Origin of the sequence: Acinetobacter faecalis, assembly GCF_034187745.1 — a bacterium.
GTDB classification, from domain to species: Bacteria; Pseudomonadota; Gammaproteobacteria; order Pseudomonadales; family Moraxellaceae; genus Acinetobacter; species Acinetobacter faecalis.
The window spans coordinates 23859-47506 of record NZ_JAXHPF010000011.1 but is presented as its reverse complement, the minus strand read 5'-3'; the positions used below and the strand labels follow the sequence as shown (position 1 = coordinate 47506).

The window sequence follows — 23648 nt, the reverse complement described above, 5'->3', positions numbered from 1 at the left end:
AAAAAAGCCGACATCATGTCGGCTTTTTTATACGTTTAGCCTGCAGAAATTAACGTTTAAATTTCTTCTCTGCTTTCTTAAACTTCTGAACATAACGACGCTTACGCGCTGCAACACGTTCATCCATAACAGTCTTACGACCTTCAAATGGGTTTTCTGAAGTTTTAAATTCAATACGTACTGGCGTACCTTCAAGCTTGTACACTTTACGGAATACGTTTTCTAAGTAACGACGATAATCCGCAGGTGTTTTATCAACTTTGTTACCATGCACAACAATTGTAGGTGGGTTTTGACCACCAATATGTGCATAACGCATTTTGATACGACGACCTTGAACCATTGGTGGCGCATGAGCTTCTGTCGCATCTTGCAAAATTTGTGTGATTTTTGCAGGTGATACTTTCAAGTGTGATGAATCATATGCACGGTGGATTGAAGGATATAAGTCACCCACACCAGTACCATGTAACGCAGAAATTAAATGAATTTTAGCCCAAGGAATGAAGTCAAAGCGACGATCAACATCTAATTTACATTGCTTACGATCATAATCAGACATGTTGTCCCATTTATTAATCGCAATAACCATGGCACGACCCGCTTCTAAAGCATAGCCAATTAAATGTAAATCTTGCTCAACAATACCGTCACGCGCATCAACAACAACCACAACAACATGAGCGTCTTTCATCGCTTGAAGTGTTTTTACAATTGAGAATTTCTCAATCATTTCATCCACTTTACCTTTACGACGTACGCCTGCTGTGTCAATTAATGTGTATTTACGACCATCACGTTCAAAAGGAATGTAAATCGAGTCACGCGTTGTACCTGGTTGGTCAAATGCAACAACACGTTCTTCACCTAATAAGCGATTTACTAGTGTAGATTTACCTACGTTAGGACGGCCAATAATTGCTAAACGTAGACCTGTATTTTTGTCGTGTTCTTCAACAGACTCATCTTCAGGAACTTCTGCAAGTACATCTTCAAGCATTTGCTGAACACCACGCCCGTGACTTGCTGCCACTTGCATTGGTTCGCCCATGCCTAACTTAAAGAATTCAACTAAAGCAGCTTCGGCATGTACGCCATCTACTTTGTTTGCAACTAAATAAACTTTTTTACCTAAAGTACGAAGTTCACGTGCAATTTGCTCATCAGAAGCAAGTAAACCTGCGCGAGCATCTACAACAAATACAATAATATCGGCTTCATTAATTGCAGTCTTTGACTGTTCTGCCATGTATGAATCAATACCGCCTTCATTCTCGCCAATACCCCCAGTATCAACAACAATGAAAGATTTATTTTGGAACACAGCATCGCCATATTTGCGGTCACGTGTAAGACCTGCAAAGTCTGCAACTAATGCGTCACGACTCTTGGTTATCTGATTAAACAGCGTTGATTTTCCGACGTTCGGACGACCAATGAGCGCAATTACGGGTTTCATAGATTAACCTTTAAAACAAGATCAGCCAGTTTGAGTGGCCTGAACATCAGAAACTTGGAAGAAAAATAGATGAATAATCTAAATAAAAACACGGGGCATTGAATTTTCAATCACCCCGCGTTAAAAAATACGGATATTCGCTTAGTTTAGCATAAGCGAAGAAAAAATTAACGATTCTGCCAAACTGTCAACGCACCCTTTTGAGTAGATGCATAAAGTTGGTTGTCAATTACGCGTAATGAACGTACTTCACCACTTGTTTTTGAGCGACCAATTAACTGTCCAGATTGTGGATCAATGATATGTAAATAACCGTCTAGATCACCTACAACCAATTGAGAACCTAGAATTACAGGATTACTGAGTTTACGATTCAGTAAACTAGCATTCTCCCATAATTTATGACCTGTTGTAATTTCGTAAGCTGTCAATTTACCATCGGTAGATGCAACAAATACGCCATTACCTACAACTTCAGGACGCTTTGTACTACTTGAATCTTCACTCCAAACAACTTGTTGTGAAGCTAAATCTAATACTGTTACTTGACCTTGATAGCTTGTCGTTACAACAAATTGACCTACAACAACAGGATCACCATCAATGTCATTTAATTTTTCAATATCTGAACGACCATCGCTTACAGCAACACGGCGTTGCAAACGTGGTGTACCCGTTAAAACATCTAATGCATAAATATAAGCATTTGAAGATGCAATTAAAACTGTACGTGGATCAATTTCAACTGGAGATGCTGTACCGCGTAAGCTTAACTGCTGGCTTGGTAAGTCATAAGTCCAAAATTGTTGACCATTTTCTACACTATGCGCGTAAACAGTACCATCGTTTGCAACAGTAATCACACGATTAGAAATAACCAAAGATGGCGCTAAAATAGCACTTGAAATATTTACAGCCCACTTTTGCTCGCCAGTTGCCTGATCTAAAGCAAAAAGCTCACCTTTTTCATTACCAACAACAACAATGCCTTCACCAGCTTCAACACCAGCAGTTAAGCCTTGTTTAGTGACTTGTTTTTGCCAAACTTTCTGTTTGCCACGATAAGCAGTTACACTACCCTTAGGATCAACAGCAAAAATAACACCATCAGCTACATCAAGTTGTAAACGTAATGGATCTTTTTCAGAAGTTGCAGAAACGCTTTGCGAAAACACAGGAACAAGACTTGTTGTTTGTGTAATTTTCGGAAGAGGATTTGGTTTTACTTCTTCAACTTTTACTTTATTGCCAGAACATCCAGCCAACGCAAGTGCTAAAACTGTCAGTACTAAAGGTATTTTATTATTTCTGCTCATTAAGTCTCATCCACTTGAGTGTCTAATATTGGGCGTTCTATATCTGCATCTTCTACTAAAACGCCAACGCTTTCGAGTTTAATTTGTAAAATTTGACGATCTTGTTTCTGTTCTAATAACTCATTCCACGCACTTTGATATGATTTTTTCGCATTTTCAATATCTTTTTTAGCAACATATACGTCGCCACGCGCTTCTTCTACAACCGCTTTAAATGTTGGCTCTGTTACCAAATTAAATGTTTTTAAAGCTTCATCATATTTGTTTTGTGCAAGTTGAGCATAACCCAAACGAAGTTTCAAAATTGAAACTAAACCTTCGTCTTTTACTTTTGAATTTTCAACTTTCTTTAATGCTTTTTCAGCACCTGCATAATCAGACTTGTCATATGCAAGTTTAGCCATAAGCAATTGAACTTGAATTGCTTGAGCTGAATCTGGTGCATCTTTTACAATTTTGTCAGCCGTAGCAACTAAATCATTAAATGCATTTGGATTAGATTCTGCATTTGCAGCATCATCCATTAATTGTTGAACTTTGGCTGTATTCATTTGATTTTCAGCCAAAGTCTTTTTTTGCCACCATTGCCAACCGAAAAAGGCAATCAACGCAATTAAAACCCCACTAATCATGGCAGAACCATATTTCTTAGTAAAAGATTTTAAACTATCAAGTTGTTCTTCTTCACTTAATGCGCTCATGTGATTACCTTATTCCTCGTATTTTTTGGCTTATTTTGAAGAAAGTTTTTCAATAATGAAAGGGACGATTTCATTAATTGCAACTTCAGTCTGTTCTGCTGTTGCTAACTCTTTAACATTAACGATCTGAGCATCCCATTCACGTTCACCTAAAATTAACGCGAAAATAGCACCAGACTGATCGGCTTTTTTCATTTGGCTCTTCATAGAACCTTGTGAACCCACCTTGAAACGAATAGGACTTGCTAAGCTTTCCAATTGGTTGCGAATGCTTTCTGCAAGTACAAGTGCTTTACCTTGATATGCAGGATCTGCCAATAAGAATACTTCACAATCACGTACAGGTGTATTGTCTTCTATTTGCTCAAGAAGAAGCAATAAACGCTCCATACCCATCGCAAAACCAACTGCAGGTACAGTTTGATCCGCTTTACCTTTGAGTTGACCAACTAAACCATCATAACGACCACCAGCACATACAGTTCCTTGTGAACCTAAATGTGTTGTTGTCCATTCAAATACAGTTTTGTTGTAATAGTCTAAACCACGTACCAATTTTTGATTGATAACAAAGCTTACGCCAGCTTCTGTCAAATATTGTTGTAATTGGTTGAAATGAGCCAAAGTTTCTTCACCCATAAAGTCGTGAAGTTTTGGTGCATTTTCTAAAATTGCTTGTGTTTTTGCATCCTTAGAATCAAGAATACGTAACGGGTTTGTAAGCAAGCGACGTTGTGAATCTTCATCTAAATCTGTTTTATGAGATTCTAAGAATTCAACCAATGCTGCACGATATGCAGCACGTTCGTCAGACTCACCTAACGTATTCAGTTCAAGTTGAACCTTATCTGCCACGCCCATTCGTTTCCACAAACGTGCAGTCATTAAAATAAGTTCAGCATCTTGATCTGGTGTTGCAACACCAAAAGTTTCCACACCAAATTGATGGAACTGACGATAACGACCTTTTTGTGGTTTTTCGTAACGGAACATCGGTCCGACATACCAAACACGCGGTGTAGCACCACGAAGTAAGTTATGTTCAAGCATTGCACGTACACAACCTGCTGTACCTTCAGGACGTAAAGTCAAAGACTCAGGTGGATTGCCTTTATCAAAAAAGGTGTACATTTCTTTTTCTACGATATCAGTCGCATCACCAATTGAGCGCTTGAACAAATTTGTTTGCTCAACAATAGGCAAACGGATTTGTTGATAACCGTAAGCATCCATCAAAGCTGACAAATGTTGCTCTAGACGTCTCCAAGCAGGTGTTTGCGTTGGCAGAATATCATTAAAACCTTTAATTGCTACAATTGAACTCATGATCTACTCAGAAAAACTTGTGCGAATAATCTCTTTAGATTTTGCTTCTTCAAGCTCGACAACACGTTGACGAACCATACTTTCGATTTCATCAACCAATTGGTTGGTATCGATTAAATGACTCTTTTCACCATTACGATAAACCAAAGAACGAGGTGCTGCACCTACAATACCAATATCGGCTTCTTTAGCTTCGCCTGGGCCATTCACTTTACATCCAATGACCGAAACATCCATTGGTGTACGAATATCTTCTAAACGCTCTTCAAGCGATTGCATCACTTTAATAACATTAAATTCTTGGCGCGAACAACTTGGACAAGCAATAAAGTTAATCCCGTTTGAACGAAGCCCTAAAGATTTTAAAATATCAAAACCAATTTTAATTTCTTCTTCAGGTTCAGCAGCCAAGGAAATACGCATCGTATCGCCTATACCGTCCATCAACAAACCACCTAAGGCAATTGCCGACTTCACTGAACCCGTACGATAAATCCCTGCCTCAGTTACACCTAAGTGCATAGGATTATCAATTTGAGCTGACAATAAACGGTAAGCATCCATGGTTAAAAACACATTCGATGCTTTTACTGATACTTTAAATTCGTGAAAATCTAAACGATCTAAAATATCAATATGACGCATTGCAGATTCAAGCAACGCTTCACCTGTTGGCTCGCCATATTTCTTTTGAATATCTTTTTCGAGTGAACCAGCATTCACACCAATACGCATAGAAATATCGTTATGACGTGCAGCAGCAACCACTTCACGAATTTTGGCTTCAGAACCAATATTCCCTGGGTTAATACGTAAGCAATCTGCGCCATAATCGGCTACAGCAAGTGCAATTTTATAATCGAAATGAATATCCGCAACCAAAGGTACAGTTACACGTTTGCGAATTTCACCAAATGCTGCCGCTGCTTCCATAGATGGAACAGATACGCGCATAATATCTGCACCAACATCAACACAACGTTGAATTTGTGCAACTGTTGCATCTACATCACATGTTTCTGTATTGGTCATACTTTGGATGCTAATTGGTGCATCACCACCAACATACACAGAACCCACTCTAATTTTACGAGTTGGACGGCGTTTAATTGGGTTTACAATCATTATTTCGCTCTACTCTCAATCCATTAACGTGATAAACGGAATTCTGCTTTGCCGTTTACGGTATATGGAGACAATGAAATATCTTCATTATTAAGACTTAAAGATACTGCCGATGCATCATCCAAGCGAATTTGGAATGGTGTTTCACCATGAAGTGTAAGTTCTGATGATTGACGACCTGTCGCAAGTACTTTGTTCGTTGAATCAACAATATGTACCGATGTAGGACGGCTAAATTTTAATACCAGTTGATCACCTGAAATAACAGCAGAATCATTCATTGTTAAAACTTGAACATCTGACTGTTGCGATGAACTTAATTCTGCTTTTTCTGAATCATTAGATTTTGTGAAATTCTGAATTGTTGCTATTAAACCCCAAATAACAACAACAATCACAACAAGCAATGCAAAACGTTTTAACCATTTACGATTGCGTTCGCTATTAGAACCAGGCAATTTACCCATAAATTTAATAGGTGAATTATTTAAAGCGTGGTTTGGAAGTAAGCCCGTATCATTGGTATAAATTTCATCAAAACGTTGAATAACTGCGGTTGCATCAACATTCAAAAATTTTGCATACGTACGGTAATAGCCTTTAATAAACGTCGCTTCAGGTAAAGACGTATATTCATCTTTTTCTAAAGCCGTTAAAGTTTTTACTGAGATCTTTAGTTCAGCCGCAACATCTGAAAGTTCTTTTTTTTGATTCAGACGAATTTGACGTAGGTACTCACCTGGACGCTGTACATTTCCTAATGCATTTGTTGTGGCAGTTGAACCTGTCGGTTGCTGTGAATTAGGATTTACTTCCATACGACCTCAGTACTGTACTGTAATTGCAAATAGCGTTGGTATTCTGGACTATCCGGATACAAAGCACGTAATTGATTCACAAGAACCTGTGTTTGCATAGGATTACCATTTGCGCGTGCAAGTCGAATACCCACCCACAAAGCACGTGCATTTTGATTATTTTGTCCAGCTAAACTGACAGAATTTTCATAAAGTCTAGTCGCAGCAGGAATATCTTGTCTTAAATAATATATCTCAGCCAATTCGACCATTGAGATATATGAGTTACGGCTAATTTTTAAAGCTTGATTAAAGCTATTTTCAGCCTTATTAACATCATTTAGCTTTAAATAAATACGTCCCGCACTTTCAAATGCAGTATAACGCTGATCATAACCTAATGTTGCACCTGCAATCTCTAAGTGCGTTAATGCTTCATTATAACGACCAGCTTGATACAAATAAGTACCATAGTTGTTACGAGCTTGTGCATTTTTAGGATCTGCTGAAATGGCTGCTTTAAAGTAGCGATCAGCTTTTTCCATATTGAGCTGACTACCTTCCCGTTGCAACAACACACCCATCATCATATTTACAAGTGCATTACGTGGATTAACCTGCATGGCTTGGTCTAATTCACGTTTTGCTGCATCAAAGTCGCCAGTTCGAATATATTCAGCAGCCAACTGCGTTCTTGCTTGAACTGCTTTTTCAGGATCAACCTTGCGATCAGATACTGTCTGACAACCCACAACTAAAAAAGTAGCACCCACAATAAATGATGAGATGAATATTTTCAGATTAGGTTTACGCAATTGTTTTCCCCTGTTTCGTTATCCTTGCGAGCGTATAATTTCGTTTTGCGCTGCAACTTTCTTTTTCCACTGTTCTGCACGGCGTGTTCGGTCTGCAACTTGCCCAACCAATTGACCACATGCCGCATCAATGTCATCACCACGTGTCTGACGAATCGTACACACAAATCCTGCATCAGACAAAGCTTTTTGGAAAGAAATAATTTTATTTCTGCTTGAACGGCCATAAGGCGCATGCGGGAATGGATTAAATGGAATTAAGTTAATTTTACTTGGTAAGTTTTTCAATAACTTAATCATTTCTTGCGCGTGCGTCAAACTATCATTCACGCCATCTAACATAACATATTCAATCGTAACGTGCTTACGTGAACTTTCATTGCCATCTTTAGCAATATAACGCTGACATGCAGCAATAAGTTGCTCTAATGGATATTTTTTATTAATTGGTACAAGTTCGTTACGTAATTCGTCATTTGGAGCATGAAGTGAAATTGCGAGCGCAACATCAATATCTTTCACCATTTGATCAATTTTTGGCACCACACCCGAAGTAGACAAAGTCACGCGACGCTTAGACATGCCGTATGCAAAATCATCAAGCATAATACGCATTGAATTTAGTACAGCATCGTAGTTAAGGAGTGGTTCGCCCATGCCCATCATTACGACATTTGTCACAGAACGTTCACGCTCAAGAACTGGCACATCTTCCATATAAGAATAGTTTGCCATCCAAAGCTGACCAATAATTTCTGCTTGGTTTAAGTCACGCTGAAAACCTTGTTTGCCTGTAGAACAGAATGAACAATCTAGCGCACATCCCACTTGAGATGAAATACACAATGTTTTACGTGCACCTGTTTTATCATCTGCAGGAATAAGCACGGTTTCAACTAAAGAACCTTCGCCATCACCTACACGAAAAACCCATTTACGCGTGCCATCTTTAGAATAGTTTTTATGAACAACTTCTGGCGCTTCAATCACACAAATTTTTTCCAATTTCTCACGCAATTTTCCAGAAATATTGGTCATTTCTGCAAAATCTGTAACAAAAAATTGGTGAATCCACTTCATCACCTGTCCTGCACGGAATTTCTTTTCTCCAATTTCTTCGAAGAATTTTTCCATTTGCGGACGTGATAAGCCTAGTAAATTCACTTTCTCCACAGACTTCTGTGTTGGAGCGGATGGAGATTGTGGCTGTGCATCAGAAATTGCTGATGTAGCGACTACTTCAGTACTCATGTGTTTTACCTAAGCTATATCTAAAGATGAAAGGAGAAGCTCAATATGCGAGCAAATTGTTTTCTTAAAGGAATAAAAAAACCAGATAAGTATAATAACACTTATCTGGTTTGAATACTGCGAATTAACGAGTACGTGGAGCAATCTCAGTTTGAGCGAAGAAGTAGTTAACTTCACGATCAGCAGATGCTACAGAGTCAGAACCGTGAGCAGCATTTTCGTCGATGCTTACAGCGAAGTCTGCACGGATAGTACCAGCAGCAGCTTCTTTAGGGTTAGTCGCGCCAAGGATGTCACGGTGAGCAAGAACAGCGTTTTCGCCTTCAAGAACTGAAACAACAACTGGACCAGAAGTCATGAAAGCAACTAAGTCAGCAAAGAAACCACGTTCTTTGTGCTCAGCGTAGAAGCCTTCAGCTTCAGCTTGAGTCAAATGTTTCATTTTAGTTGCAACGATTTGAAGACCAGCTTTCTCGAAACGAGCAAAGATGTCACCAATGTGGTTTTTAGCAACTGCATCTGGTTTAACGATAGATAATGTACGTTCAATAGCCATGATAGGCTCCTTAGGTCAATGTAGACACGAAATTTTGCGCATTATACCGAATAATGCGCTTTTTTCCGCTTTTGATATGTAAATAATTTGATTTTTAATGTGAAAATCAGCTCGCTTCGTCAATCCAAGCCATTTGAATAGCTTCTAACAAACCTTCTGTAGATTTTGTCGGGTCATCACTAAATTCTGGTAATGCACATACCCAAGCATGTAAATCTGTAAAACGTATCCATTGTGGATCGACATCTGGATGCGCTTCGTAAAGCTCAATAGCGATGTCTATGGTATCTGTCCAACGTAAACCCATGGGTTTTCCTAATGCGCAAAATATTCTTTATTTTATCAAAAAAACTAAATATCAGTAGATGCTTTCATCACTTTATTCTTCTTTAGCAACATTTTTACCCTTTATATTGAAGATAAATAATCTTTACCAATATATTATTTATTAAATTATTAATCCTACAAATGGTGCCAATGAAATAATTACACTTGCAACCGTAGCACCTATTAATGCTCCAACCGCAACATCACTCGGATAATGCAAACCTAAAACCATTCTTGAAAGTGCAACCAAAACTGTAAATGGCAACATCAGCATAAGTAAAACAGGTTGAATATATCCAAAAATTGTGGTTGCCATAACTGCATGTAAGGTATGACCCGATGGAAAACTAAAATGATCGAGCGGTCTTTCACCTAAACGAATCACCTGATGAACTTGATACGGTCTAGGACGCACTGTTTTACTTTTTAGAACTTTATAAATACCTGTTCCAACAGATCCACCAAGCATCAAATACAACATTTGAACACTGTATTGAATACCTTGCAAAATCCATACAGCAAAAAGCATGACATACCAAAAAACACCATCGCCAAGTTTGCTAATTATTTTAAAAAAATATGCGATATTTTGTTCATGGGAAAATTGATTAAGATACAAACAACCTTTTAAATCTAAATCTAACATTCTAATTTTTACGTTTTTAAAATTCATTTTATTTCTCCATTAAGCTTGTGCTTAAAAGTTTAGGACGTCATTTGCGTCTCCTTAACTACTGCATACAAAGCCTGCTCAAACTGTTGAACAGGATGATTCCAACCAATATTTTTCACATTATTTCTTGCACATTTCCCCATTTCTTCTAGCTCTTTTCTAGAAGGAAGGTCTTGTAGGTATTTAAAGAAGTCGACCGATTTTCCTAGTGTAGGCAACCAACCCATTGATCCATGTGTAACGTGTAAATGTGCACAAGCATAATCGTATGCAACTACAGGTAAACCACTTGCAAGCGCCTCAAGCACAACATTTCCAAAGGTTTCCATTTGGCTTGGAAAAACAAATACATCTGCACTTGCATAAGCTTCTGAAAGTCGTCTTCCGCTTAAACTCCCCATGAAAATCACATCATTACAATTACAAAGAGTTTCGAGCCTTAATCTATCTGGTCCATCGCCTACAATCACCAATTTAGATGGATATTTCTCGGTCTTTTTCATGCTTTGAAATGCATGAATAGCAACTTCAGTTTCTTTTTCAGGAGATAAACGTCCCACACAAAGTAATACTCGTGTTTTATTATCTGCGCCCCATTTTGCACGAAGCACTTCCGATCTAAACTCAGGTGAGAATCGAATGGTATCTACGCCACGCCCTACAATAACCAAAGGGCATTTCACACCAAATTCTCTTAAGGCTTTTTCCGTGTCTAAACTTGGTACACACGTGACATTAGTATTGTTATGAAACCAACGTAAATAATGCTGAATTGGTTTGAGTAAAAATGCTAAATCAAAAAATCGACTGAAGTCTTGAAATGATGAATGAAAGCCGCTTGAAATAGGAAGCTTCTTGGCTTTTGCTACGCGTAATGCACTAAAACCCAAAGGACCTTCCGTCACAATATGCACCACGTTTGGCGCAAAACTATCTATTGCTTGAGACACTTTATTGAGTTGCGGCCAACCAAATTGCAAATGTGGATATTTAGGAATACTTTGTGCTTTTACCAAGCATTCTTTATTTGGTTGAAAGTCTTCGCATGATTTTTTTTGTTCAGGTCTAATGAGTAGTATTTTATGGCCTTGCTTTTGTAAGCCTTTACACAGTTGTAAAAGTGACAGCGCTACACCGTTTATTTCTGGTGGCCATGTTTCTGTGACAATTGCGATTCTTAAGCGTGGACGAACCAAGTCTTCCAAAAATGAATGCGTAATAGAAATGTGTTCTTTCTTTTTAAACTGGAAGTGATTTTTTTCAAAATTTATGGATTGTTTTAATAAGGCTGCATCTATTGTTGTCATTGCCTCACCTATCTATGCTTTATGTCGTTTTTATGAGCATAGATAAAATGTGTGACAGTTTGATGATGGCTTAAAGTTCAAAGCCTAATTTCCACTTAAATCAATTTGCTTACTTTTTAGTGACCAACTTTCTAAATCAACGCTGACCACATTTAGTGGAATATTTCTACCAGAGCAAATCTCTTTCAATTTTTCAAAATTATCAACCTGATGGTTCACAACTATTCCATTTAGCTCCTGCTTCCTTTTTTGATCAATATATGCATTCTTACCAACATATACTTCTACAAATGACTCTTTTGGCAGTTCCAATGTATAAATTGGGCGAGTAGGTAACTGTACCCTTTTCCAAGATTGATTATCGATTACTGCATCAGTAATCCTTGAAAAGTGATAACCAAAAGGAGCTACACTTATATTTTTTACTATGCGAACTTCCTCTTCATATGACCAACATAATGATTTATACAAGAAAGCATGTTTTAAAAATTCCTCAAAATTATTCCAATTAAATATCGAGTAATCCCCAATAGACATCAAAGTTTCTGCATCGATACTATGCGACTGCCTAGGAGGCGTATTAAGATAAATAACCTCCCCTCTACTTGATGGAATTACAAAGTTTTTAGAATCATCTAAGCCTGCTAATTTTGTATCTATACCAATGACAATTCCCTTATAGCTATCAGCGTAATGAGACCACATGAGTGGATTTAAAGGTGCACGAGTTAAAGATAAAACAGCATATTTTCTCGACAACCTATTTCTGATAGCTCCTGTTTGTACAGAAATAGGAATATTATCTTCAACTAAAGCCAAAGCTGTTGCTTCAAAAGGATCATTAAAGTCTTCTAAATGCGAAAAACCTAAAGTATTTGTTTTTAATATTTTTAATCCTGCTTCAAAACCTACGTATTTATACAAAACCATAATTCTTATCCATAAAAAAACCCCGCTTACGCAGGGCTTTTTATAGCATAAAAATCAGCTAAATAAAGAACTTAGTTCTTTTCTTTATCAACAATTTTGTTTGCTTGAATCCAAGGCATCATCGCACGTAACTTGTTACCAGTTACTTCAATACCGTGAGCAGCATTTTGACGACGACGAGCAGTCATAGAAGGATAGTTTAAAGCACCTTCGTTAATGAACATTTTCGCGTATTCGCCAGATTGAATACGTTTAAGCGCATTGCGCATAGCTTCACGAGATTGTTCGTTAATTACTTCAGTACCAGTTACATATTCGCCATATTCAGCGTTGTTAGAAACTGAGTAGTTCATGTCCGCAATACCGCCTTCGAACATTAAGTCAACAATCAATTTAAGCTCATGTAAGCATTCGAAGTAAGCCATTTCTGGTGCATAACCAGCTTCAACAAGAGTTTCGAAGCCCATTTTAACCAATTCAACAGCACCACCACAAAGAACCGCTTGCTCACCAAAAAGGTCAGTTTCAGTTTCTTCACGGAAAGAAGTTTCGATGATACCAGTACGACCACCACCAACACCTGAAGCGTAAGAAAGTGCAACGTTACGTGCATTACCAGAAGCATCTTGGTGAATCGCGATTAAGTCAGGAACACCTGAACCACGTTGGTATTCTGAACGTACTGTGTGACCTGGTGCTTTTGGAGCAACCATGATTACGTCAAGGTCTTTACGTGGAACAACTTGGTTGTAAAGAACAGAGAAACCGTGAGCAAATGCTAAAGTAGCACCTTGCTTGATGTTTGGCTCAATTTCGTCACGATAAAGTGAAGATTGGAATTCATCTGGAGTTAAAATCATAACTACGTCAGCTTGCGCTACAGCAGCAGCAACTTCAGCAACTTTAAGACCTGAATTTTCAGCTTTTTTCCAAGAAGTAGAGTTCGCACGTAGACCAACAGTTACGTCAACGCCAGAATCTTTAAGGTTAAGCGCGTGAGCGTGACCTTGTGAACCGTAACCAATGATCGCTACTTTTTTAGATTGGATAATAGATAAATCACAGTCTTTATCGTAAAAAATTTGCATTGCTGTCTCCGCTAAAATGCTTGTGTTTCCTTTAACTAAACCTTGCGATTTTTTGTATTCACTGGGTTTAGTTCTCTCCCTTTCAGGAGAGAGAATTTGTTAAATAAAATATTAAATGCTTAAAACTTTTTCGCCGCGCGCAATACCAGACACGCCCGAACGTACAACTTCTAAAATGGTGTTTTCCGCAAGTGCATCAATAAATGCATCTACCTTTTCAGTTGTACCTACAACTTGAATGGTATAAGTCGTTGGTGTTACATCAACAACTTGTGCACGGAAAATATCTGCTGTGCGTTTAATTTCGTCACGTGCTGCTCCTAAAGCTTTCACTTTAATAAGCATAAGTTCACGCTCAATATGTGCACCTTCAGATAAATCTACAACTTTTACAACTTCAACTAATTTGTTGAGCTGCTTGGTAATTTGTTCGATCTTGTGATCATCACCATAAGTTGTTAGCGTTAAACGTGAAAGTGTTGGATCTTCCGTTGGTGCTACGTTTAAAGTCTCAATGTTGTATCCACGTTGAGAAAATAAACCAACCAAACGAGAAAGCGCACCAGATTCGTTTTCAACGAGTACTGAAATTATATGTCTCATTTCGTACGCTCCCCTTTACCTAACCACATATCTTCTAAAGACTGACCTGCAATTAACATTGGATATACGTGCTCTGTACGGTTAACCATTACGTTAATGAATACGCACTTATCGTTAATTGCCATTGCTTCAGCAAGTTTAGATTCAAGTTCATCTGCATGGTCAATTTGAATACCAACATGACCATAAGCTTCCATTAATTTAGGGAAGTCAGGTAAAGATTCAACATACGAACTTGAGTGACGACCTTCGTAGTTCATATCTTGCCATTGTTTAACCATACCTAATGCACGGTTATTCAAGCATAGAATTTTCACATTTAAGCCATATTGCTTACATGTAGAAAGTTCTTGAATACACATCTGAATAGATGCTTCACCTGTAATACAAACCACTTGTTGATCTGGGAATGCAAGTTTCGCAGCCATTGCATACGGCAAGCCCACACCCATTGTGCCCAAACCACCAGAGTTGATCCATTGACGTGGACGCTTATAACGGTAGTAAAGTGCACCAAACATTTGGTGTTGACCAACATCCGAAGTAATAATTGCTTCGCCATTGGTAATTTTATCTAATGCAGCTACAACTTGTTGCGGACGCATTTCACCATTTGGAAGATCTGTATATCTTAAACCGTGAACTTTACGCCATTCATCAATTCTTGCCCACCAAGCCGCAATATCTTCTGGATTTGGTTTTGAAACATTAAGTTGTTTCAATTGAGCCAACATTTCTGTAAGAACAGGCTCTACCGCACCCACAATTGGAATGTGCGCCATAATGGTTTTTGAAATCGCTGCAGGGTCGATATCAATATGAATGATTTTTGCATTTGGGCAGAATTTAGCAGGATTATTGGTTACACGGTCATCAAAACGCGCACCAATTGCTAAAATTACATCTGCATTATGCATGGTCATGTTTGCTTCATATGTACCATGCATACCCAACATGCCCACAAACTGTGGATCATCGCCAGGGAATGCACCCAAGCCCATTAAGGTATTAGTTACAGGGAAGCCAAGAACATGAGCAAGCTCTGTTAATTGTGCAGATGCATTACCTTGTACAACACCGCCACCAGAGTAAATCACTGGGCGCTTAGCGTGTAAAAGCTCATCAATTGCTTTACGAATTTGACCTGAATGACCACGATACGGCGGTTGATACGAACGCATCTTCACTTTTTCAGGGTATTCGTAAGCGAATTTTTCAGCAGGATTCGTCACGTCTTTAGGAATGTCTACAACAACTGGACCTGGACGACCTGAAGATGCGATATAAAATGCTTTTTTAATAATCGCAGGAATTTCACTTGCATGACGCACTTGGAAACTATGTTTTACGATTGGGCGTGAAATACCAACCATATCTGTTTCTTGGAATGCATCTTCGCCAATAAGATGTGATGCAACTTGACCAGACAAAATCACCATTGGGATTGAGTCCATGTAAGCAGTTGCAATTGGGGTTACAGTATTTGTTGCGCCGGGGCCTGAAGTCACAAGAACCACACCAGTTTTACCTGTAACACGCGAGTATGCATCTGCCATATGGCCAGCAGCTTGCTCGTGGCGTACTAAGTAATGGTTAATTTTTTCTTGCTGAAAGAACGCGTCATAAATATGTAAAACCGCGCCGCCTGGGTATCCAAATACATGCTCAACGCCTTCGTCCGCTAATGCGCGAACAAGCATTTCACCACCAGATAAAAGTTCCAACGTATTCACCCTAATCTTTTTTCATTGCACAATGGAAGGCATTTGCAATGTTTAATTCATTGATTGTCTGCACTGTTATAGCACACATATTTCACAGTTTTCATAGCAATAGGAAAAATTTATGGTCTGTTTACTGTTTGAGTAATATGAGACCTAAAATATGTTGGGATAAACACATTTTATTCATTTTGTTCAGCTTCTCGGCTAGAGAAGTTGTCCATTGCATGACATGACACTTATTCGAAGGGTGATCGATTTAAGGCATATAAAACTAGACTGCATTTTTGTTGTTTCAAGCACCCTTGTCAAGTTTAAAAATTGGCTTTTTATTGAATATTCCTAAAGAATCTATTTTTTTGACATCAGAAACTCAATCTCACTTGCACACATATAAATATTATCAATCTAAACATCTGATATTGAAATAGTTTACTTTTACTACTTATAATTTTTTCGCATTTAAAACATAAAAATAAAGAATGAATAAATTTAATTAAAAGAAAGATTTTTATGTAATTTGTGTAAAAATAAATCAATAATTCCTTTTGAAAGACATTTATCACAGTTAATTTCCAAAACATTTAGAACATTAATCTGAATAAAAAACACCCTAAAATATTTCAATTTTTTTCAGCTTTGTTAGAATATAAAAAGATATTATTTTTTATCTTTGGGGAACACGTTGTGAAAAAAAATACGATTCATATTTGCTTATTAAGTTCAGTACTTTGTCTTAGTTTAAGTTCAACGTCTGCAATGGCACGTGAATATTACAAATGGGTAGATGCTAACGGCTCTACACATTATTCAAAAACTCCTCCGCCTAAAAATGCTAAAAAACAAGGCCGTGTGGAAACTTTTGGTACAAAATCATCAACTGTAGCAACAACTCAAACACCTCAAAACGAACCAACGCCTGCTGCAAACAATCAGGCACCAACAACACAAAACTCACAGGTTGAATCTCCAACGCCTGCAGCGAATTCACAGCAACAACCACAATAAAATGCGAAGTAATAAAAGAATCTGATTAGATTTTTTTACATTCTGTCATTTATAAGTAAATTTTTCCTCAAGAATCACATAGCCAAAATTCACTTTTAGGTGTGTTTTGCGCTATGCTGTGCAACAAACTTTTTAACCGTTGTTTTTATAGTATACGTTTATGACTACTCACATTGACCCAGAATATCAAGCCAGTGCGATTGAACCTACTGTCCAACAGGACTGGGAAACTCGCAAAGCCTTTAAAGTTGCCGACACAGTAGAAGGTCCACGTCGTTATATCCTCTCGATGTTCCCTTACCCAAGTGGCAAACTGCACATGGGTCACGTGCGTAACTATACCATTGGCGATGTAATTAGCCGTTTCCACCGCCTTAAAGGTGAAACTGTACTTCAACCTATGGGTTGGGATGCTTTTGGTTTACCTGCGGAAAATGCTGCAATTGCACATCAAGTTGCGCCTGCAAAATGGACATTTGAAAACATTGCCTACATGCGTGACCAACTTAAAAAATTAGGTCTTGCTGTAGATTGGGATCGTGAATTTGCAACGTGCACACCAGAATACTATCGCTGGGAACAATGGTTATTTGTTCAACTTTATAAAAAAGGTCTGATCTACCGTAAACTTTCAACAGTAAACTGGGATCCTGTAGACCAAACAGTTTTAGCAAACGAACAAGTTGAAAATGGTCGTGGTTGGCGTTCAGGTGCATTGGTAGAAAAACGTGATATTCCAATGTATTACTTCCGCATTACAGACTATGCACAAGAATTATTAGACGATTTAGACACGCTTAAAGATGGTTGGCCTCAACAAGTTCTGACCATGCAACGCAACTGGATTGGTCGCTCACAAGGGATGGAGATCACCTTCCCTTCAGCGAATCCAGACGTTTATGCAGATGGTTTAACTGTATTTACAACGCGTGCTGATACCTTAATGGGTGTGACTTATGTTGCGGTTGCAGCAGAACATCCAATGGCGCTGAAAGCGGCTGAAAGCAATCCTGAATTAGCTGCATTCATTGAAGAATGCCGTATGGGTTCTGTTGCTGAAGCTGACCTTGCAACTGCCGAGAAAAAAGGCATGGCAACAGGTTTGTCTGTTAAACATCCTGTAACTGGCGAAGAATTACCAGTTTGGATTGCAAACTACGTATTGATGTCTTACGGCTCTGGCGCTGTAATGGCTGTTCCTGCTCATGACGAACGTGACTTCGAATTTGCAAATAAATTCGACTTAACCATCAAACAAGTCATTGATGCTAAAGGCGCAGATGATGCAGACTTTGATGCGACAGAGTGGCAAGAATGGTACGGCTCGAAAGATGGTAAGTTAGTCAATTCAGGCGAATTTGATGGTTTAGATTTACAAGGTGCATACGATGCTTTCCTTGCGAAATTAGAACCAAGAGAACTAGCGAACACTAAAGTTCAATTCCGTTTACGTGATTGGGGTGTTTCTCGTCAGCGTTATTGGGGTTGCCCAATTCCAATGATTAACTGCCCAACGTGTGGTCAAGTGCCAGTACCAGAAGATCAACTTCCTGTTGTACTTCCAACTGATGTTGTACCAGATGGTTCAGGTAACCCACTCAACAAAATGCCTGAATTCTACGAAACATCTTGCCCAAGCTGTGGTGGCGATGCACGTCGTGAAACAGATACATTAGATACTTTTGTAGAGTCTTCTTGGTATTACGCGCGTTATGCATCACCGGAATTTACAGGCGGAATGGTTGATCCTGTTGCAGGTCAAACTTGGTTACCTGTAAACCAATATATTGGTGGTGTTGAACACGCAATTCTACATTTACTTTATGCACGCTTCTTCCACAAATTAATGCGTGATGAAGGCGTAGTACAAGGCAATGAGCCATTCACTAACTTGTTAACTCAAGGCATGGTGCTTGCAGATACATTCTACCGCGAAGCAGATTCAGGTAAGAAAACTTGGTTTAACCCTGCCGACATCGAACTTGAAAAAGACGAAAAAGGTCGTGTTCTTTCTGCTAAATACAAAGAAGATGGTCAAGAAGTTGTGGTTGGCGGTCAAGAAAAAATGTCGAAATCTAAAAATAACGGTATCGACCCGCAATCTATTATTGACCAATACGGCGCAGATACTGCACGTGTATTCATGATGTTTGCCGCACCACCAGATCAATCTTTAGAATGGTCTGATGCTGGTGTTGAAGGCTCTAACCGTTTCTTAAAACGTGTATGGCGTTTGGCAACAGGTTTCCTTGAAAAAGGCAACAATGCATCAAATATCGACAAAGCTACACTTTCAACTACTGCACAAGATTTACGTCGTAAAACACATGAAACCATCCAAAAAGTGGGTGATGACATTGAACGTCGTCATGCATTTAACACTGCAATTGCAGCAATGATGGAATTATTAAATGCGAATAACAAGTTTGAAGCGCAAGATGACAATGACATTGCTGTTGCACGCGAATCTATCATCACACTTTTAACTTTACTTGCACCTTTTGCACCGCATTTAAGCCAAACTTTATTGGCTGAATTTGGTCTCGAGTTAACAACTACTTTATTCCCTCAAGTGGATGAGTCTGCGTTAACACGTAATACGCAAACAATTGTAGTTCAAGTAAACGGTAAGCTTCGTGGTAAGTTAGAAGTATCGGTTGATGCATCTAAAGATGACATTCTTGCACAAGCAAAAGCATTGCCTGAAGTTCAACAGTTCTTAACTGGCCCAACCAAAAAAGAAATTGTTGTTCCGAATAAATTAGTGAACTTGGTGGTTTAATATCTCCATATGAAGCCTCCCTTTATCAAAGGGAGGTTTGGAGGGATTTAATCTCCCCTACTCCCTCTTTGAAAAAGAGGGGGACATAAGGATTTCACAATTCACAAACAAAGCCCGTTGCCAGCCAACGGGCTTTGACTTTACAATCAATAACGCTTAAAAAAATTCTTCCTTAAATGGAATATAAATGAGAGGACATCGCATGTATTTAGGACAACGTGTTGCAGCAATTGTATTAACTTTGGGTCTAAGTGCAGGCTTAGTTGGTTGTGGCTTTCATTTAAAAGGTACAAACCCATCAAGTGTTCCTGTGGCATATTCAAAAATGAATATCGTTTTACCTGCAAATACAGATACTTTAGAAGAAAAATTATCGCTTTACTTAACATCTGCAGGTGTAAAACTAAGTAATGAAAGCGATGCATATACATTACATGTACTAGACTACTCTCCGCGTAAATTAGAGCTTTCAGGCAAACTACGTGAAAACATTATTCGTTTAAATATCACATTCCGTATTGATGATGCTCAAGGCAATCCACTAACTGAACCTCGTACTATTACGGCTACTCGCAGCTATCAATATAATGAAGAAACGGTAAATACAGAGGATCAAGAATTCAATTATTTATCTGAAGTTCTTGTTGATGATGTTGCACAACAAATTGTTCGCCAAATTTCATCTAACCGCTTAAAACCGCTTACTCCTGCACAATAAAAACTAGGCTAAAGTAATGAAACTTGACTATCTTCAAGCACTAAAACGTATCGATGAAGCTCGTGGCGCTTGGGTGTTACATGGTCAAGAACCTTTACTTGAGCAAAACTTAATAGATGCATTTCGTAGCAGTTGGCAAAAGCAAGAAATTGAACGTCAACGCTACGACATTACAAGTGTGAGCGATTGGAAAACCGTCTTTAATGCTTTAAATAGCTTATCTTTATTTTCTAATCAGCTTGCCATTGAAGTTCATGGCAACATTAAGCCCGATGCGAGCGGTCTTAAAGAACTCAAAAACTATTTGCAACACAATGAGCAAAACCTACTTTTAGTGGTAATGCCAAAACAAGATAGTAGTAGTCTCAAAACAAGCTTTTTCCAAGTGATTGATGCCAATGGTGTAAACGTTGCATTAACTGCAAACTATCCAAAAGATCGTCAGCAAATATTAGCAGTTGAAGCTCAAAAGCTAGGAATTCAACTCGCAAATGATGCTTGGCAATGGCTAGAACAACATCATGAACATAACTTGCTTGCTGCAAAAAATAGTTTAATGCGTGTTCGAGATACTTTTGCAGATGCTGAAGTTATTCAAATTGATCATTTATATGCATGTTTGCAAGATCAATCTCGTTATAGCACGTTCGATTTAAGCGATGCCCTACTGGCTGGAAATTTAGCTCAATCTATAAAAATATTTCAATATTTAATTGCTTCAGGCGAACCATCTAGCCTTATTTTATGGAGCATTAGCAAAGAAATGCGTTTGCTTATGCAGCTTTTTGAACAGCCTCATAATGCATTACAGTTAGGTATTTGGAAAACTAAGGTTAGTGCTTATCAGCAAGCACTACGCAGACTCAATCCACAAGCATTTTTGAACTGGCCAACGTTATTATTAAGAATTGATTCCTCTATTAAAGGTTCAGGATCCGAAAATCCTGAACATCTTATATTGCAAGCCATTTCAAGTATGTGTGGTAAAGAGCTATTTCAACCCTTTTCAGCTTAACTGAAAAAACGAGCGAACCAGCCTTTTCCCTTCTTCTCTTCTTGTGTACGTAAATAACGCAACATATTGTCACGAACAGCATCAACATAATCTTGATCATCGTGACGAATATGGTTAATCAACCACTTCGACAACAAGCGATGTAAATCACCTTCAACTGAAATCCCCATATCAAATTTTTGACGATAACCAATTAATTTTTTTACAAATAATTCATGTATACCACGGTGCGATGGCAAAAACTGATAATTCACTTGCTCTAAAAGGTTTTCCTCGAAAGTAAAATGTGACTGTGTATAATCAATTAAATCGTCTAAAACTTCTTTAATTTTAGACTTGTCTCCAGTCACTCGAATTTGCTCTAAAATATTAATATAGTCCAATATTTGACGATGTTGTTGATCAATCACGTCAATCCCTATATTAAATGTATCATTCCATTCCATTTGTTATCCCCAATTCACGTATTCCAATACGCTAATTTTTATATGAACCATTCAAAAAAATGCCATAAGTCTAAATTGGCAATTAGATCATATAAATACAATTGATTATTTCCTATACAAAATGTTACTTTATTACGATATTTTTCATTATACTTTTGGAGTATAAATATATGAAAATGTTAACTTATTATTAATATATTCCAACTTTTTTTCAAAAAAATACCGTTACTTATCAAGTTATACTTAAATATATTATAAATTTCAAATAATTCTTATTTGCATGAATATACAAATATAAATTCACGATTTATCCGCAATTAACTTTTATACTTAGAACATTATATTTAATGCTCCTCATGACCATGCCAAAAATAAAACCGACTAAAATCTTTATTATCGCTGTTTGTGCATTAGCAATTGCTCTTACTGCTTGGTATTTTTTAAAACCAAAACAAGAAACGCCTCAATTTATTACAGCCGAAGTTAGCCGTGGTGATATTGAAAACGCTGTTTTAGCAACTGGCGTACTTGAAGCAACCAAAATGGTAAGCGTTGGCGCTCAGGTTTCAGGTCAAGTTAAAAAAATGTATGTGGAATTGGGCGATCAAGTAAAACAAGGTCAACTTATTGCTCAAATTGATTCTGTACGCCAAGAAAATGATTTAAAAACGGCAGAAGCAAGCATTAAAAATCAACAAGCTCAACTTGCAGTTAGACAAGCAAATTTGGCAAAAGTAGAATCTGAATATAATCGCCAAAAAGCAATGTATGCACAAGATGCAACCTCTCGTGCAGAATTAGAAAGTGCTTTGGCAAGCTATAAAACAGCACAAGCAGATATCACTGCTATTAGTGCTCAAATTGAGCAATCTCGCTTAACACTTGCAACCGCTAAAGAAGATTTAGGCTATACACAAATTCTTGCACCTATGGATGGCACTATTGTTGCGATTGTGACTGAAGAAGGCCAAACGGTGAATGCAAACCAAAGCGCACCAACCATTGTGAAATTAGCAAAACTAGACACAATGACCATTAAAGCTGAAATTTCTGAAGCAGATGTTATGAAAGTTGAGGAAGGTCAATCTGTTTATTTCACAACTTTAGGGAATAGCGAAAAGAAAATTTACGCAAAACTTCGTCAAGTAGAACCTGCACCAAAATCTATTAATTCAGACAGCAATACATCTTCATCATCTACAAGTACTGCTGTTTATTACAACGCATTATTTGACGTGCCAAATGAAGATGGCAAATTGCGTATTGATATGACAGCGCAGGTTTATATTATTTTAGATGAAGCAAAAAATGCGCTCACTGTTCCTGCTGCTGCTATTCAGGCATCAAATCGTCCACAACGCAGAGCACCAAATAATACCAATAACACTCAAACTGAACGACCTACTAGTAAGGGCGAAAATCCAGATCGTCCAAAACGCTTAGAATTAACAGAAGCAGAAAAACAATTGGTACAAAATGGTAAAGCCACTGTAAGCATGGTTCGTGTTGTTCAAGCTGATGGTACTGCAAAACCACAACCTGTATTAATTGGTTTAAATAACCGTGTTACAGCACAAGTTTTACGTGGCTTAAAGCAAGGTGACAAAGTTGTTATTGCTGATGGCTCGGATACATCAAATAATGCTGCTAAACGCAGTGGTGGTCCAGGGATGAGAATGTAATT

General features: G+C 38.0%; 22 protein-coding genes. 5 read left to right on the top strand and 17 right to left on the bottom strand.

All coding sequences use genetic code 11. The features are described 5' to 3' along the window. Positions 1 to 49: 49 nt before the first annotated feature. The 16 genes from der to SKM54_RS11255 all read right to left on the bottom strand — a co-directional run bounded on the left by der (position 50) and on the right by SKM54_RS11255 (position 15998). Positions 50 to 1459, bottom strand: coding sequence for a ribosome biogenesis GTPase Der (der, locus tag SKM54_RS11330; protein ID WP_248101559.1), 1410 nt, complete (start codon positions 1457 to 1459; stop codon positions 50 to 52). A 167-nt stretch (positions 1460 to 1626) separates the two neighbouring features. After that, complete coding sequence (gene bamB / locus SKM54_RS11325; protein ID WP_311917860.1) at positions 1627 to 2775, bottom strand: outer membrane protein assembly factor BamB; 1149 nt, start codon at positions 2773 to 2775, stop codon at positions 1627 to 1629. Then, positions 2775 to 3476, bottom strand: coding sequence for a YfgM family protein (locus tag SKM54_RS11320; RefSeq protein WP_321088460.1), 702 nt, complete (start codon positions 3474 to 3476; stop codon positions 2775 to 2777). The genes bamB and SKM54_RS11320 overlap by 1 nt, the downstream gene beginning before the upstream one ends. Before the next feature lie 30 nt (positions 3477 to 3506). Beyond that, positions 3507 to 4802, bottom strand: a complete 1296-nt coding sequence (gene hisS, locus SKM54_RS11315; RefSeq protein ID WP_321095376.1) for a histidine--tRNA ligase — start codon at positions 4800 to 4802, stop codon at positions 3507 to 3509. A 3-nt stretch (positions 4803 to 4805) separates the two neighbouring features. Further along, positions 4806 to 5927 carry a flavodoxin-dependent (E)-4-hydroxy-3-methylbut-2-enyl-diphosphate synthase gene (gene ispG, locus SKM54_RS11310; protein ID WP_321088458.1) on the bottom strand — a complete coding sequence of 374 codons (1122 nt, stop codon included), beginning with the start codon at positions 5925 to 5927 and terminating at the stop codon, positions 4806 to 4808. Positions 5928 to 5950: 23 nt separating this feature from the next. Continuing rightward, on the bottom strand, positions 5951 to 6745 hold the full coding sequence (locus tag SKM54_RS11305; protein ID WP_154772103.1) for a helix-turn-helix domain-containing protein: 795 nt from the start codon (positions 6743 to 6745) through the stop codon (positions 5951 to 5953). Next, positions 6736 to 7539, bottom strand: a complete 804-nt coding sequence (pilW, locus tag SKM54_RS11300) for a type IV pilus biogenesis/stability protein PilW (RefSeq protein WP_407061070.1) — start codon at positions 7537 to 7539, stop codon at positions 6736 to 6738. The genes SKM54_RS11305 and pilW overlap by 10 nt, the downstream gene beginning before the upstream one ends. Before the next feature lie 18 nt (positions 7540 to 7557). After that, the gene (rlmN, locus tag SKM54_RS11295) at positions 7558 to 8790 is read right to left on the bottom strand and encodes a 23S rRNA (adenine(2503)-C(2))-methyltransferase RlmN (protein WP_154772102.1); all 1233 of its coding nucleotides are present in this window, start codon (positions 8788 to 8790) and stop codon (positions 7558 to 7560) included. Between the two features lie 124 nt (positions 8791 to 8914). Continuing rightward, a complete protein-coding gene (gene ndk, locus SKM54_RS11290; RefSeq protein ID WP_120401584.1) occupies positions 8915 to 9346 on the bottom strand; it encodes a nucleoside-diphosphate kinase in 432 nt (143 codons plus the stop codon). Between the two features lie 106 nt (positions 9347 to 9452). After that, entirely contained in the window at positions 9453 to 9653 is a 201-nt protein-coding gene (gene iscX, locus SKM54_RS11285; RefSeq protein ID WP_321088457.1) for a Fe-S cluster assembly protein IscX, read from the bottom strand. A gap of 141 nt (positions 9654 to 9794) precedes the next feature. After that, complete coding sequence (locus tag SKM54_RS11280) at positions 9795 to 10346, bottom strand: phosphatase PAP2 family protein (RefSeq protein WP_154772100.1); 552 nt, start codon at positions 10344 to 10346, stop codon at positions 9795 to 9797. A gap of 32 nt (positions 10347 to 10378) precedes the next feature. Next, a complete protein-coding gene (locus SKM54_RS11275; protein ID WP_321095375.1) occupies positions 10379 to 11653 on the bottom strand; it encodes a glycosyltransferase family 4 protein in 1275 nt (424 codons plus the stop codon). A gap of 84 nt (positions 11654 to 11737) precedes the next feature. Further along, complete coding sequence (locus tag SKM54_RS11270) at positions 11738 to 12583, bottom strand: DUF2971 domain-containing protein (RefSeq protein ID WP_321095374.1); 846 nt, start codon at positions 12581 to 12583, stop codon at positions 11738 to 11740. Positions 12584 to 12654: 71 nt separating this feature from the next. After that, the gene (gene ilvC, locus SKM54_RS11265; protein WP_154772098.1) at positions 12655 to 13671 is read right to left on the bottom strand and encodes a ketol-acid reductoisomerase; all 1017 of its coding nucleotides are present in this window, start codon (positions 13669 to 13671) and stop codon (positions 12655 to 12657) included. 111 nt (positions 13672 to 13782) lie between these two features. Beyond that, positions 13783 to 14274, bottom strand: a complete 492-nt coding sequence (gene ilvN, locus SKM54_RS11260) for an acetolactate synthase small subunit (protein WP_154772097.1) — start codon at positions 14272 to 14274, stop codon at positions 13783 to 13785. Continuing rightward, positions 14271 to 15998: an acetolactate synthase 3 large subunit gene (locus tag SKM54_RS11255; protein WP_321088705.1), complete on the bottom strand. Its 1728-nt coding sequence runs from the start codon at positions 15996 to 15998 to the stop codon at positions 14271 to 14273. The genes ilvN and SKM54_RS11255 overlap by 4 nt, the downstream gene beginning before the upstream one ends. 684 nt (positions 15999 to 16682) lie before the next feature. On the opposite strand from SKM54_RS11255, the gene SKM54_RS11250 reads away from it, so the two are divergent. The 4 genes from SKM54_RS11250 to holA all read left to right on the top strand — a co-directional run bounded on the left by SKM54_RS11250 (position 16683) and on the right by holA (position 21518). After that, complete coding sequence (locus SKM54_RS11250) at positions 16683 to 17003, top strand: DUF4124 domain-containing protein (protein ID WP_321090099.1); 321 nt, start codon at positions 16683 to 16685, stop codon at positions 17001 to 17003. A 160-nt stretch (positions 17004 to 17163) separates the two neighbouring features. Further along, on the top strand, positions 17164 to 19785 hold the full coding sequence (gene leuS / locus SKM54_RS11245; protein ID WP_321095373.1) for a leucine--tRNA ligase: 2622 nt from the start codon (positions 17164 to 17166) through the stop codon (positions 19783 to 19785). Positions 19786 to 19987: 202 nt separating this feature from the next. Continuing rightward, the gene (locus SKM54_RS11240; RefSeq protein ID WP_154772094.1) at positions 19988 to 20503 is read left to right on the top strand and encodes an LPS-assembly lipoprotein LptE; all 516 of its coding nucleotides are present in this window, start codon (positions 19988 to 19990) and stop codon (positions 20501 to 20503) included. A gap of 16 nt (positions 20504 to 20519) precedes the next feature. After that, the gene (holA, locus tag SKM54_RS11235; RefSeq protein WP_154772093.1) at positions 20520 to 21518 is read left to right on the top strand and encodes a DNA polymerase III subunit delta; all 999 of its coding nucleotides are present in this window, start codon (positions 20520 to 20522) and stop codon (positions 21516 to 21518) included. Here the strand turns inward: holA and SKM54_RS11230 are convergent. After that, positions 21515 to 21964, bottom strand: coding sequence for a bacteriohemerythrin (locus SKM54_RS11230; protein ID WP_154772092.1), 450 nt, complete (start codon positions 21962 to 21964; stop codon positions 21515 to 21517). The two genes, holA and SKM54_RS11230, sit on opposite strands and share 4 nt — an antisense overlap. A 362-nt stretch (positions 21965 to 22326) precedes the next feature. Here SKM54_RS11230 and SKM54_RS11225 point away from each other — a divergent pair, with 362 nt between their 5' ends. Further along, positions 22327 to 23646 (top strand): MacA family efflux pump subunit, encoded by a 1320-nt coding sequence (locus SKM54_RS11225; RefSeq protein ID WP_321090116.1) that lies wholly within the window; start codon positions 22327 to 22329, stop codon positions 23644 to 23646. Positions 23647 to 23648 lie beyond the last annotated feature (2 nt).